A 13,019-nucleotide genomic window follows, 5' to 3' on the forward strand; every position below is an offset into this window, starting at 1 on the left:
ATAAGAAATAAATGAGCGGTGTTTTTTACAAGAATTTAGTTATCATACAAAAAGCATAAAAAATCTTACTGTTGTGAGGTGAAATGAAAAACAGAAACTATGTTTAATAGTTTCTGTTTTTTTATTTTGTCAATTAAATGTAACAAACGACGATTATGATTTAAATCAATTGAAAATAATTCAATGAATTTTATAAATACAATTTTAATTGAAATGTGTAGTAGGAGGAAAAGAAATGCTAAATAAAATAATTTTAATTACTGGTGGTACAGGTTCGTGGGGACATGAACTTATAAAACAACTATTAGAAAAATCACCGAAAGAAATTAGGATTTTTTCAAGAAATGAAACGGTTCAGTTTGAAATGCAGCAACAGTTTATAAATGATGATAGATTAAAATTTATTATTGGAGATATTCGTGATAAAGATCAACTAGCCTATGCTTGCCAAGGTGTACATTATGTATTCCATCTTGCAGCTTTAAAACATGTTCCAGTATGTGAGTATTATCCTTATGAAGCTATAAAAACCAATATACATGGTACACAAAATGTAATTGAAGCATCTATACAGATGCAAGTTGAGAAAGTTATATATGTTTCAACGGATAAAGCGGCCGATCCATCAAATACGTATGGGATGACAAAAGCAATTGGTGAGAAATTAATGGTTCATGCGAATATACAAACGAAGAAAACAAAATTCATTTGTGTTCGTGGTGGAAATGTTTTAGGGACGAGCGGAAGTGTGGTACCACTTTTTAAAAAACAAATTAAAAAATCTTCACAAATAGGGATTACCGATGCAAATATGACTAGATTTTTCTTAACGATTGAAGATGCTGTCGGATTGTTATTTAAAGCCGTATATCAAGGTAGAGGTGGAGAAATCTTTGTTATGAAAATGCCGGCATGCAAAATAACAGATTTAGCAGAAGTGTTAATTGAAGATTCAAAAAAGGAAAACGTGAAGGTAAAAGAGGTAGGGATAAGACCGGGTGAAAAATTAAGTGAAATGCTTTTATCTGAGGTAGAGAGTAAAACAAGTATAAGCTTTGATCAAAATTATTTTGTGGTACTACCGACTATTCCTATAGAAGGGCTGCAGGAATATTATGCTAGTTATCGGTTAGTGGATGTAAAGAGTTTTAGTTCTCAACAAGACTTACTTACAAAACATGAGGTGAAACAAATGCTAGAAAAAGGAGGGTTTTTACGATGAAAAAAAATGCGAGCCTCTTAATAACTGGTGCAAATGGCTTCACAGGACGCCATGCTTGCCAATATTTTTTAGAGCAGGGATTTCATGTAATTCCCATGTTTCAAAATCGTGCACATAGAGAAATAATTGGGAATGGTATTACTTGTAATTTAACTAATAAGAGCGAAGTAATGAAGGTAATGAAACGAATAAAGCCAGATTATGTATTGCATTTAGCAGGAAAGAATTCGGTCATAGAGTCTTGGACAGCCGCTCTTGAATATGTAGAGATTAATGTAATAGGGACATTATATTTATTAGAAGCAATTAATCAAGAAGCACCTCACTGTAGAACGTTGGTTATAGGATCTGCTTTGCAAGCAGATAGTATGAACGAAATAAAAATTTCAAATCCATATAGTTTAAGTAAAACGATGCAAGTCATTATTGCAGAGGCGTGGAGTGAATTAATGAATTCAAATATTATCATTGCAAAGCCCTCGAATTTAATTGGTCCAGGAGTATCGAATGGTATTTGTTCTATTCTTGCAGAAAAAATGATAATGATAGAGTCGAATAAAAGTGAAGCAATTATTGAAGTGAACAGTTTGAAAGATAGTAGGGATTTTTTAGATGTACGTGATGCGGTTAAAGCGTATCATGTGTTATTACGCGATGGAACAAATGGAAAACAATATAATATTGGATCAGGGGTAAAACGATCTTTATTAGATGTAATAGAACAATACAAAGAATTAACAAAGCTGAATTTTTCCATAAAAGAAACAGAGCATAGTGGGAGCGAATCAAATGAGAGTTTAGTAATAGAGGATATAAAAAGGTTAGGTTGGGTCCCAGAAATTCAATTTCATCAATCATTAAAAGATGTACTCGAGTATGCGAAGTGTAGTGAAATCTGCATTCAATGAAAAATAAAAAGGGTGTAAGAAATATATGAATGGCTATAAAACAATAGATAATCAAAATACGCTACTTCTTTTAATTGTTGATACGCTGGACTGGAAAGATGAGGAAGCGCATGTTTTGTGTATCTATGAGGCAATCAATAAATGTCGAGCTTATGTGGAAGGTAAAAAGGGTGATAGGAAAAGCCCAGTAATAGGTACAGGAACTAGGGCGGTAATTCAAGTCTTTGCTCAGTATGAATGTAGTGAGTGTGGAAATGATTTTTATGATCTCGTTAAAGATTTTTTGCAAGATATAGGATTTGAGTTAAAGGTTTATATAAATAATAGTAAGTTTACTTACATTTAATAGATAAGTATAAAACAAGATTTTTAATGATAAAGGTGGATATAAATTATGAATAAAAAGATTCTCTTTACTGGGGGCGGTACAGCCGGACACGTAATGATTAATATGGTATTGATTCCTAAATTTATGGAAAAAGGATGGGGAGTTGAGTATATTGGATCTCAAAATGGAATTGAAAAACTATTAGTTCAAAATGTGAAATACAATAGTATTTCAACGGGAAAGCTTAGGAGATATTGGGATTGGGAGAACTTTAAAGATCCTTTTAAAATAATAAAAGGTTGTATACAAAGTTATAAATTGATGAAACGAATAAAACCAGATGTTATTTTTTCGGCAGGAGGGTTTGTGTCCGTCCCTGTAGTAATAGGAGCGTGGATGAATAAAGTACCCGTAATAATACGTGAACCAGATAGTACGTTAGGATTAGCAAATAAAATAGCATTACCTTTTACTACAAAACTATGCACAACATTTCCTCAGACAGGAGAAAATGTAAGTAATGAGAAGAAGGTTTATGTAGGACCAATTGTAAGGGAAGAAATTGAGAGGGGCAACGTATTGCGGGGAAGAAGCTATTGTAAATTTCAGCAAGATAAACCAGTATTGTTAATTATGGGTGGGAGTCAAGGTGCTCAATGGATAAATGATATGGTAAGGGAAAGTTTGGAAACATTACTATTAAATTTTAATATTGTTCATATGTGCGGTAAAGGGAAGGTGGATTCATCTATTGGTATGGAAGGTTATATACAATTTGAATATATAGGGGAAGAATTGCCACATATACTAAACATGGCGAGTGTTGTAGTTTCCAGAGCGGGTTCTACTGCTATTTCTGAATTGTTATTTTTGAAGAAACCGATGTTGCTTGTTCCGTTAACTAACAGTTCCAGTAGGGGAGATCAAGTTTTAAATGCTGAATATTTTTCTCGACAAGGATATGCGGAAGTTATACTTCAAGACAGGGTAAATACGAATATATTTATACATGCAGTAAATAAGTTGTATACAAATAAGGAGAGATATATTCAAAACATGAATGGATATAAGAAAACCAATAATGAGGGGATTCATCAATTAATAGATATAATAAATGAAGTGGTGGAGTAATAGATATTTAAATAAAAAAAGGAAAGAAGCTATCTTCTTTCCTTTTTACTATAGTTGTTCAAATTCATTATTACTTATCCTGATTAGCTATGTATTATGGGTGAATCCCACTTTCTAATAGCTCAGTAAATGCATTAGTATGAATAGGTTTACTGTAATAGTAACCTTGAATAAACTGACATTTATTTTTTTGAAGGAAATTCACATGTTCTTTCGTTTCTACCCCTTCAGCAATGACAGACATTCCTAATGTATTTGCTAATGTGATGATTGTTTTAATAATTTCCATTCCATCGTCACATGTTTCAGACATTGTAATAAATTCTCTTGGGATTTTTAACGTATCGATTGGATATAAAGGTAAGTAAGCTAGCGAAGAATAGCCTGTACCAAAGTCGTCGATTGAAATGTGAATCCCTAAACTTTTTAGTGTGCGCAATTTTATCAATGTTTCTCGCTCATCCATCATTGCAATTCGCTCTGTTAACTCAAGATCGAGAGAACTTGCTGGTAAACCTGTATTTGCTAAAGTAGAAGAAATAGACTTTACAAAATCCTCTTGTTCAAATTCTTTAGCAGATAAATTTACACCTATTTTTAAATGTGAATATCCGAGTGCATGCCAACGTTTCATTTGCTCGCAAGCTTGCTCTAATGTCCATTTTCCTATTGGAATAATTTGTAGTGTTTCTTCTGCAATCGGAATAAACTCGTATGGAGAAATAACGCCTAATTCAGGATGATTCCACCTGATTAAAGCCTCTGCACCAATAATTTTATTAGATTCACTATCAACTTGAGGTTGGTATAAAAGGAATAATTCTTCATTTTGTATTGCGTTTGGTAAATCTTTTTCTAATCGTAATCGTCTTTCAATTTTTTTAGCGATTACATCGTCATAAATAGAGACAGAGTTAAGCTCTTTTGCCTTTGCATCATACATTGCAACATTAGCGTTTTTTAGAAGTGTAGCGGTATCGATTCCGGAATGTGGATAAATTGCGATACCGATACTTAGTGATAAAGTTAATGTATGCTCATGTATGACAAACGGCTTTTCCATGCATTCAAATAACTGGTTACATAATTGGAATAAGGAATCTTCGTCCGTATAGTTTTCAATTAAGATTGTAAATTCATCGCCACCGATTCTTGACAGATGAGTATGTGATGGAAGACAGGATTGGAATCGCTTTGCTACTTCTTCTAATATGTAATCTCCTGACGAATGTCCCAGTGTATCGTTAATTGCTTTAAAGCGATCTAAATCTAAATATAATAATGCGAACTCACTGTCTGTTGTTCTAGCATTTTTTATAACTCTTTTTAATTTCTTATGGAAAAAGGCACGGTTCCCAATTTTCGTTACAGTATCATGGAATGCTAAATATTTTATTTCTTCTTGCTGTTTTTTTAGTGCAGTAATATCTTTCACCATAATATAACTTCCTGAAATTTGTCCGTCTATCATAATAGGGACAATGGTAACGTATAAAAAATAAGTAAAGCCATCTTTATATTGAGAACTAAGTTGTAAGGATGCCGATTCTTGTTGTTTCACTTTTTCTAATGCAGATGCTAGTTTATGTTTATCTTCTTCTAAAATAATCGAAAAACAAGTTTCACCGAGTAACTCATTCGTTGGTGCTCCCAGTAACATACTTCCAGCTTTATTTACATTTAAGAAGATTCCATTTAAATCAATCGTAAAAATAGGGTCAGGATGATATTCATATAGTGATTTGAATTTTTGCTGTTTCTGAGATAGAGCCTCTGATTTATAAACTAAATCAGAAGTTCGTAAAGTAACTTTTTCTTCTAGTTGAGCATTAAATGCCTGTAAACGTTTTGTTAGGGAATTGTTTTGCATACGTACAATAGAATGACGAATGAGTACGAAAATAAAAGTAATACAATTTCCCGTAATGAGAGTTGAAGATGATGTTTGTTCTTTTAACGTAAACCCGATTAGTATTGCAACGGCAAGATAGGGAAATACAACTAAAACCTTTTTTCCTATTATAGGGTTAACAATGAAATAATTTTTATGGCTATTATGATCTTCTGAAATAGAACCAGCTATTGCAATAAGTAATATAGGTATTCTATATAAAAGACGTAATAATGTTATCGTTTCAGTCGATAAATGATTATTTAAGTAAAAATAAATATAGTTAAAAGTTGCAGAACTTATTAATACAAAAATAAAGATATAAATCTTCCGTTTGGAATTAAAAATTGTTGGACGGAAAAAGAGACTAACGCCTAGTAGAAGAAATAATAAATCTGCAATTGGGTATAGAAATGAAAGGAAAACATCTCCTAGTGATAGAGAGAATATATTTAAATTTGGCTGATTAAATAAATACCACTCCAATGTGAATATGGAAGTAAGTACGATGCATATATCACAAATAAAGAACGCTTTTTCCCATTTATCGCATTCTTTTAAAATTTTATAACAGAAAGCGATGAGACAGAAAAATAAGAAAAACATGTAAAATACATCAGAAATAGTAAATCGATGTATTGGAATTTCGAAGAAGCTATCCTCATATGTGTATACTATTTTACCTAATAAAAAGCTACCGATTGCTATTGTGATACATATCCAAAATGGATTTGAACTAACTTTTTTAGAATATATAGAGTAAATGAGTGATACAAATGTAATGGCTTCAACGATAAGTGAAGCGAAGCGTACATCCGAATTTGAAAAATGAGTAGGGAACAGATAAAAAAATATAAAATAGATTGAATAGCATATTAATGTTCCAATTAATATACATAGTTGTAAATTTTTATTTAATTTCAATAAAATCACCTTCTTTAATTATGCACTATATTCGTAATATCTATACATAATAATATTATTTAAGAATTGTATCAGATTTCCTTATAAAAATCATGTTTATAAGGAAAGTGTTAAAAAGTGTAATACTTCTTAAAATTAAAAACGTGCTGTTTTTAATAATATGTACTTCATCAAGATTTTAAATGGAAATTGTATATTTAGTCATCCTTTGAATTCTATAGGGTTTTTAATAGTTCGCAAGTGAATATGCATAATTGCATAAAGATAATACATTCAATTTTATATAAAATGTTTTTGGTATAAAGTATGAATTAAACTTTTGTATGTATTTATTCTCATACTAATGAGGGATTTCAAAAAGAGGTTACGTATATACAATAATACGTAAGCATGTATGAAATTTTTAGTATGGGAGGAAAAGCATGAAGAATTGGGTGAAATTTCGAATAGCACGTCCAACTGATCAGTTTGAAAAGGTTATAGAATTCTATGAAAAAGGATTAGGATTAAAACGTATAGGTGAATTCTACGATCATGAAGGCTATGATGGGGTCATGTTTGGACTCCCAGATGAAGAGTATCATTTAGAATTTACAAGACATATAGATGGGAGCCCATGTCCAGCTCCGACAAAAGATAATTTACTCGTATTTTATATGCATGAAGATAGTGAAATGAAAAAGGTGAGTAAAAGGCTGCATGCATTGGGATATGATGAGGTCGAGCCTGAAAACCCATACTGGAAAGATAAGGGAATAACGATAGAGGATCCAGATGGTTGGAGAATTGTGTTGATGAAACTAGAAGAATAATGTGTAATGATGCTTGAAGTTCAAGTAGGACGAAATACGTAAAAGAGCTTTCTTTTGAGGGGATACACTCATGGAAGGCTTTTTTATTTGGAATCTGAAAAATAAAATTTGAAATTATATTCTGAAAAGTTGTAAAATAAGAACGCATATTCCTATTGGTAGGCTATCAAGACATTATAAGAATTATTGATGATTATCCAAGAGCGACATTCGCGGTGTTATATATGGCAGGGCATAATTTACAAGTTGAACAACCTGAAGTATTCGAGAGTTTAGTAGGTGAGTGGATTAGACGAACAAATCAACAAAGTTTATAAAAGACGAATGAATATTTTCAAGGAGGAAGTATGAGTACATATATCTATATGGTTAGACATGGTGAATCACCAAAATTAGAAGGAAATGAAAGAACGCGTGGGTTAACTGAGAAGGGACATATGGATGCCTGTCGAGTAACTGACATATTAAAAGAGGAGAGGATTGATACTTTTATTTCCAGTCCCTATAATCGTGCTACGTTAACGATAGAAAAAGCAGCCGATTTCTATGAAAAAGAAATAGTAGTATATGAAAATCTCAAAGAGTGTATGTTTTCAAATGAGGATCAGGTTATATCAGATAAAGAGATATATCCACTTGTAAAGAAGATGTTCGCAAATCAGGATTTTACACTAACGGAAGGAGAGTCATATAAGGATTGTCAGAGACGGGTAGTGAAAGTGTTAAAGGAAATATTAATGGATTTCCAAGGGCAAAAAATTGTAATTGGTACGCATGGGCTTGTAATGACTTTAATGATGAATTACTTTGATAATCAATACGGGTTTGAATTTCTTATACATGCATCGAAGCCTGACATATATAAGTTGGAATTTAAAGATGAGAAATTAATGAATGTAGAAAGATTATGGATAGGAGATAGAAAGAATCTTTATCAACTATTTTTAGAATCTTAAATCAATAAGTAATTATTCAGTTTCTGAATAATATAATTGGAAGTTGGTTTAAGTAAACAATTTTTAATGTGACAAAACTCCAAACGCTGGATTTATATTCAATTGGAGAAAAAGATGTAGAATTTTGTCTTACGGTCCCCGTTTACTTTTCATTTCATTACATATAGGCTTTGTGGTGTAAAGGAGAAAATCACCTTTACACAAAATTTATAAGGAGGGCATTGTGATGAAAAAGATTAAAAAGTTTGCGGGAGTTGCTTTAGCGGGGACGATTGGATTAAGTGGACTACTGTTTTTAGAACCAAGTGTAAGCGCTGCAGAAATACAGCAGGTGAAAGAAGAAAACTTCAATGCAATTGATGTAACGATGAATCAAAGTGAATTTTATGTATTGAGTGGTAGAAGTATTGATGTTCTTTCTGGGGATAAAGGAGCAATTCAGCTAAATAAATACACAATTCGTTTTAGTAAACCGGGGAAGTATGTTGTTAGAGTAAACGGTTGTATTTATGATGATGTATATACTTTTATTGTGAATAAATAGTATATATTCTTAAATTGTGAGATGAAAAAGAAACACCCTATTTGCGGTGAGAATCGTAAATAGGGTGAATGATTTGTATTAAACTGTACTTTAAATATGTTCACTAATTTTCTTTTTGTTATGTAAAGTATGTAAAAGTGTTTGAAACATCTTAAATGATTGCTGAAAGATTGGACTTTGAATAAAGGTGTACAGAAAAGTTACGATGAAAACAGGACCTCCTAGCATAAATCCAATAACGAGTACAACACATTCTACTATGATTCTAGCACGGCTAATAGACAGTCCTGTTTTGTCGGAAATAGTAAGCATGAATCCATCGCGAGGTCCAGCACCAATCCCAGCCGCAACGTACATCCCTCCCCCAATACCTGTAATTGCAATACCAGCAAATAAAATGAGTAAGTTTATCCATAAATAATCACTTGCGTTTGGAAGGATATTTGATTGTAAGAAAAAGTCCATAATGGGACCGATAAGTAGTGCATTTAAAAATGTACCCACATTTATATATTTTCGATCTACTAGTAAAGAAATGAGAACGAGACATAATCCACATATGACACTCCACGTACCAATCGTCAATCCAAACCTTTGGTAGAGAGCCATGTTTAAAACTTCCCAAGGATGTAAACCGAGAAATTTAACTTTGACTGCAAGAGCATTTCCAAGGCCGAAAAAAATTAATCCTAAGAAAAAAAGAAAATAGCGAAAGAGAGTTAGCCTCATCTTTAAACCTCCCATATTGTATAATTATGTATATTACATGTAAGAGTCTTCGTGTACAAATATTACGACTTTTTGGTTGTTATTTATAATTTCTAAAATGCAAATGAAATAAATATTCGCAGTCAAAAAAGTTAAAATATTTCGTTTTAAGGATTATAATAGAAAGAGAAATGTAAAAGGGAGTGAATGAGTTTGAAACAAGAACTTATTGAAAGATTTACGAGATATGTAAAGATTGATACACAATCAAATGAAGAAAGTCATACAGTACCAACAACACTTGGACAAATTGAGTTTGGAAAGCTATTAGTGGAAGAGTTAAAAGAGATTGGCTTAACAGAAGTAACAATGGATGATAATGGGTATGTAATGGCAACACTTCCTGCTAATACGGATAAGGATGTTCCAGTAATCGGCTTTTTAGCACATTTAGATACGGCAACAGACTTTACAGGGAAAAACGTAAAACCACAAATTCATGAAAATTTTGATGGCAATGCGATTACGTTAAATGAAGAGCTAAATGTTGTTTTAACGCCAGAACAGTTTCCAGAATTACCATCATATAAAGGACATACGATTATTACAACGGATGGTACGACACTTCTAGGAGCAGATGATAAAGCTGGTCTGACTGAAATTATGGTTGCAATGAACTATTTAATACATAATCCGCAAATTAAACATGGGAAAATAAGAGTAGCATTTACGCCGGATGAAGAAATTGGTCGTGGGCCAGCGCATTTTGATGTAGAAGCGTTTGGTGCATCATGTGCTTATACGATGGATGGAGGTCCATTAGGTGGTTTAGAGTATGAAAGCTTTAATGCTGCAGGTGCTAAGTTAACGTTTAACGGAACGAATACACATCCTGGAACAGCGAAAAATAAAATGCGTAACGCAACTAAACTTGCTATGGAGTTTAATGGGCATTTACCAGTAGAAGAGGCACCAGAATATACAGAAGGCTATGAAGGATTCTATCATTTACTTTCATTAAATGGTGATGTTGAACAAAGTAAAGCATATTATATTATTCGAGATTTTGATCGTGAAAATTTTGAGGCGCGTAAACATAACGTTGAAAATATTGTGAAGCAAATGCAAGAGAAGTATGGACAAGATGCAGTCGTTTTAGAAATGAATGATCAATACTATAACATGCTTGAAAAAATTGAACCAGTGAGAGAAATTGTTGATATTGCATATGAAGCGATGAAAAGCTTAAATATCGAACCAAACATTCATCCAATTCGTGGTGGAACAGATGGATCACAATTATCGTATATGGGATTACCAACGCCGAATATTTTCACAGGTGGTGAAAACTATCACGGTAAATTTGAATATGTTTCGGTAGATACGATGGAAAAAGCTGTTCAGGTTATTGTGGAAATCGCAAGACGCTTCGAAGAACAAGCTTAAAAAAGAACCAAGTAGTGCGGATGCGCTACTTGGTTTTTTAGTATAATACTCGCCACAAATAAAAAGTTGCGTAAGACTCCCAGTTGGTCCAATTTGCCGCAAAATCTTTTATTTCCTGTTTAGTCGGTTTACTTTCAGAACCTGTTATATATTTAATTGCATTGTGCAAGCCAACATCGTCAATTGGAAAAGCGGAAGGAAATCGTAAACAGCGCATTAAAACATAGTTGGCAGTCCACGGTCCTATACCATGTATAGCAGTTAATTGTTTTTCAGCTTGTTTCACATCTTGTATTTGCAGTAAAGATTCTTTTGATAGTTTTCCTTCTGTAATAAGCTTTGCAATACCGATTAAATATTCACATTTTCTAGTCGTCATTTTTAAGTTTTTGAGATCTTCTACATGTAAATTGGCAATCGTTTCAGGAGAAGGGAATATCCAATGTTTTCTACCGTTCCATTCTACATAATTTCCATAGTGTTCGACTAATCGTTTTTTTAGCGTATAAGCATATGTGAGATTAATTTGCTGACCGATAATTCCCCAGGAAAGTGCTTCAAATAAGTCTGGAATACCTAAAGTACGAAGGCCATAATATTGTTCAATTGGTCTTTGAAGGAGTACATCACGTTTAGCTAATGTATAAAAGGGAGCTAAATCAGTAGTTAAATCAAACCACTCTTTCACATAGTGAGCTACAGCTTCGCATATTGATTCTTCAGATGTATATAATTCTTCTAAAAAACGTATTTGAATATGTCCATCCATATTCATACTAATTTCAACTAAAAGATTTACATCGTGAACAGGGATCACTTTATAAATTTTGTTATCTTCAATGTGGAACATACATTCATTGTTAGAACGCGATAGATAGCGTACATTTTCTTGGAAACTAAATTCTGTTGGAACTGCTAAAGTTAATCTACTAGTATCTTCTGCTGTCATATGCATTTTACCTGCGATTTTTCTAATGTAAGCAATTCTTGCTTCATTGCTAATCCACCTCTAAATCCAGTTAACTTACCATTTTTTCCAATAACACGATGGCAAGGAATTGTAATAAGGAGAGGGTTGGCAGCAATAGCAGTAGCAACAGCACGTACAGCCGTAGGCTTTTGCATTCTTTCGGCAATTTCTGAATAAGAATATGTTTTCCCATAAGGAATTTCACGTACCGCATTCCAAACAGATAATTGAAAATCAGTTCCGTAAGCATCGATAGGGAATGTAAAATTTTCTCGTTTACTTTCTAAATACTCGGTAACTTCTTTCGCATATGATTGTAGATAATTTGGATTACAGGCCAATATATGTTGTGGCAATTTTTTTCTAGCCCATATATTTAGTTCTTCAAAATTTTCATCTTGTGATCCAATGAAGCATAGCCCATTTTCTGTTGCAGCAATATGAAACTGCCAATTCTTATGTGTAAGTAGCGTCCAATAAATAAATTTATTTTTGTTGGAATTCATTATTATATCCTTCTTTCATTTCGTTCTTTTTTCGATATTCAGTAGGAGTAAACCCAGTTTTCTTTTTAAATAAAGTTGCAAAATAATCGGGGTTTTCTAGCCCGACAGCAGTACTAATTTCTTTAATGGATTGATTTGTTTGTAATAGCTGTTCTGCTGCTTTAATAATCCTGAATTGTAGTATATATTCTATTGGACTTATTCCTGTTGTTTTTTTGAAAGTGCGTTGTAAATGAAATGGGCTACCATGGCACATTTCTGCAAGTATATCGAGAGTTAATAATTCATCGAAGTGTTTTTCGATATAATCTTTAATTTGTTCTACCCACTCTTCATTAGGTAAAGTGAGCCCATGTGGCTTACAACGTTTGCAAGGGCGAAAGTTTTCACTTAATGCTTGCTCTGCATGATGAAAAATTCGTACATTGCTTCTATTCGGTATTCTTGATTTGCATGAAGGCCGGCAAAAGATTCCGGTTGATTTCACAGCATAAAAGAATTTGCTATCATAGGAAGAATCATTATGAATAATTGCTTGCCAATGCTCATTTGTTAACGTAATCCCTTCATTGTGCAAAGAACATCACCTCTGAAATTAGTATAACCTGAATAAAGTGCGTATGTATGTATTCACAAATGTAAGAGCAAGATTACAAAGATGAAATATGCTTGT

The 13,019-nt window shown here is 32.7% G+C and carries 13 protein-coding genes and 1 pseudogene; 9 read left to right on the forward strand and 5 right to left on the reverse strand.

Annotated elements, in window-relative coordinates:
• The first annotated feature begins 235 nt into the window (after window positions 1–235).
• Genes MR113_RS01480 through MR113_RS01495 form a run of 4 tightly spaced genes read left to right on the forward strand, consistent with a single transcriptional unit; the run spans window position 236 to window position 3,589 of the window.
• A complete protein-coding gene (locus tag MR113_RS01480; RefSeq protein ID WP_242250725.1) occupies window positions 236–1,222 on the forward strand; it encodes a UDP-N-acetylglucosamine 4,6-dehydratase family protein in 987 nt (328 codons plus the stop codon).
• The gene (locus MR113_RS01485) at window positions 1,219–2,130 is read left to right on the forward strand and encodes an SDR family oxidoreductase (RefSeq protein ID WP_242250726.1); all 912 of its coding nucleotides are present in this window, start codon (window positions 1,219–1,221) and stop codon (window positions 2,128–2,130) included. The genes MR113_RS01480 and MR113_RS01485 overlap by 4 nt, the downstream gene beginning before the upstream one ends.
• 25 nt (window positions 2,131–2,155) lie before the next feature.
• On the forward strand, window positions 2,156–2,476 hold the full coding sequence (locus tag MR113_RS01490; RefSeq protein ID WP_242250727.1) for a DUF6572 domain-containing protein: 321 nt from the start codon (window positions 2,156–2,158) through the stop codon (window positions 2,474–2,476).
• Between the two features lie 48 nt (window positions 2,477–2,524).
• Complete coding sequence (locus MR113_RS01495; RefSeq protein ID WP_242250728.1) at window positions 2,525–3,589, forward strand: undecaprenyldiphospho-muramoylpentapeptide beta-N-acetylglucosaminyltransferase; 1,065 nt, start codon at window positions 2,525–2,527, stop codon at window positions 3,587–3,589.
• 94 nt (window positions 3,590–3,683) lie between these two features.
• Here MR113_RS01495 and MR113_RS01500 read toward each other — a convergent pair whose 3' ends face one another.
• Window positions 3,684–6,404: a sensor domain-containing phosphodiesterase gene (locus tag MR113_RS01500; protein ID WP_242250729.1), complete on the reverse strand. Its 2,721-nt coding sequence runs from the start codon at window positions 6,402–6,404 to the stop codon at window positions 3,684–3,686.
• 422 nt (window positions 6,405–6,826) lie between these two features.
• On the opposite strand from MR113_RS01500, the gene MR113_RS01505 reads away from it, so the two are divergent.
• The 4 genes and pseudogenes from MR113_RS01505 to MR113_RS01520 all read left to right on the forward strand — a co-directional run bounded on the left by MR113_RS01505 (window position 6,827) and on the right by MR113_RS01520 (window position 8,716).
• Window positions 6,827–7,216 (forward strand): VOC family protein, encoded by a 390-nt coding sequence (locus tag MR113_RS01505; RefSeq protein ID WP_000800657.1) that lies wholly within the window; start codon window positions 6,827–6,829, stop codon window positions 7,214–7,216.
• A 158-nt stretch (window positions 7,217–7,374) separates the two neighbouring features.
• A pseudogene (locus MR113_RS01510) lies at window positions 7,375–7,533 on the forward strand (alpha/beta fold hydrolase); the annotation flags it as partial.
• Between the two features lie 30 nt (window positions 7,534–7,563).
• On the forward strand, window positions 7,564–8,172 hold the full coding sequence (locus MR113_RS01515) for a histidine phosphatase family protein (protein WP_242250730.1): 609 nt from the start codon (window positions 7,564–7,566) through the stop codon (window positions 8,170–8,172).
• Window positions 8,173–8,398: 226 nt separating this feature from the next.
• A complete protein-coding gene (locus MR113_RS01520; protein WP_242250731.1) occupies window positions 8,399–8,716 on the forward strand; it encodes a hypothetical protein in 318 nt (105 codons plus the stop codon).
• A 90-nt stretch (window positions 8,717–8,806) separates the two neighbouring features.
• Here MR113_RS01520 and MR113_RS01525 read toward each other — a convergent pair whose 3' ends face one another.
• Window positions 8,807–9,445, reverse strand: coding sequence for a YczE/YyaS/YitT family protein (locus tag MR113_RS01525; RefSeq protein ID WP_242250732.1), 639 nt, complete (start codon window positions 9,443–9,445; stop codon window positions 8,807–8,809).
• Window positions 9,446–9,637: 192 nt separating this feature from the next.
• Between MR113_RS01525 and pepT the strand changes: the two genes are divergently transcribed.
• Complete coding sequence (gene pepT / locus MR113_RS01530) at window positions 9,638–10,870, forward strand: peptidase T (protein WP_242250733.1); 1,233 nt, start codon at window positions 9,638–9,640, stop codon at window positions 10,868–10,870.
• Window positions 10,871–10,907: 37 nt separating this feature from the next.
• Here pepT and MR113_RS01535 read toward each other — a convergent pair whose 3' ends face one another.
• Genes MR113_RS01535 through MR113_RS01545 form a run of 3 tightly spaced genes read right to left on the reverse strand, consistent with a single transcriptional unit; the run spans window position 10,908 to window position 12,923 of the window.
• A complete protein-coding gene (locus tag MR113_RS01535; protein ID WP_242250734.1) occupies window positions 10,908–11,819 on the reverse strand; it encodes a DNA-3-methyladenine glycosylase family protein in 912 nt (303 codons plus the stop codon).
• Window positions 11,816–12,346: a methylated-DNA--[protein]-cysteine S-methyltransferase gene (locus MR113_RS01540; RefSeq protein WP_097816803.1), complete on the reverse strand. Its 531-nt coding sequence runs from the start codon at window positions 12,344–12,346 to the stop codon at window positions 11,816–11,818. Before MR113_RS01540 ends, MR113_RS01535 begins: the two co-directional genes overlap by 4 nt.
• Entirely contained in the window at window positions 12,327–12,923 is a 597-nt protein-coding gene (locus MR113_RS01545; RefSeq protein ID WP_242250735.1) for a bifunctional transcriptional activator/DNA repair enzyme AdaA, read from the reverse strand. The genes MR113_RS01540 and MR113_RS01545 overlap by 20 nt, the downstream gene beginning before the upstream one ends.
• Window positions 12,924–13,019 lie beyond the last annotated feature (96 nt).

Origin of the sequence: Bacillus cereus group sp. BfR-BA-01379 (assembly GCF_022663605.1) — a bacterium.
Classification (GTDB): domain Bacteria; phylum Bacillota; class Bacilli; order Bacillales; family Bacillaceae_G; genus Bacillus_A; species Bacillus_A mobilis.

Excerpts from the sequence above, each read along its gene's own strand:
- MR113_RS01480 (WP_242250725.1), top strand. The coding sequence starts at position 236 with ATGCTAAATAAAATAATTTTAATTACTGGTGGTACAGGTTCGTGGGGA.
- MR113_RS01485 (WP_242250726.1), top strand. The coding sequence starts at position 1,219 with ATGAAAAAAAATGCGAGCCTCTTAATAACTGGTGCAAATGGCTTCACA.
- MR113_RS01490 (WP_242250727.1), top strand. The coding sequence starts at position 2,156 with ATGAATGGCTATAAAACAATAGATAATCAAAATACGCTACTTCTTTTA.
- MR113_RS01495 (WP_242250728.1), top strand. The coding sequence starts at position 2,525 with ATGAATAAAAAGATTCTCTTTACTGGGGGCGGTACAGCCGGACACGTA.
- MR113_RS01505 (WP_000800657.1), top strand. The coding sequence starts at position 6,827 with ATGAAGAATTGGGTGAAATTTCGAATAGCACGTCCAACTGATCAGTTT.
- MR113_RS01515 (WP_242250730.1), top strand. The coding sequence starts at position 7,564 with ATGAGTACATATATCTATATGGTTAGACATGGTGAATCACCAAAATTA.
- MR113_RS01520 (WP_242250731.1), top strand. The coding sequence starts at position 8,399 with ATGAAAAAGATTAAAAAGTTTGCGGGAGTTGCTTTAGCGGGGACGATT.
- MR113_RS01525 (WP_242250732.1), bottom strand. The coding sequence starts at position 9,445 with ATGAGGCTAACTCTCTTTCGCTATTTTCTTTTTTTCTTAGGATTAATT.
- MR113_RS01535 (WP_242250734.1), bottom strand. The coding sequence starts at position 11,819 with ATGACAGCAGAAGATACTAGTAGATTAACTTTAGCAGTTCCAACAGAA.
- MR113_RS01540 (WP_097816803.1), bottom strand. The coding sequence starts at position 12,346 with ATGAATTCCAACAAAAATAAATTTATTTATTGGACGCTACTTACACAT.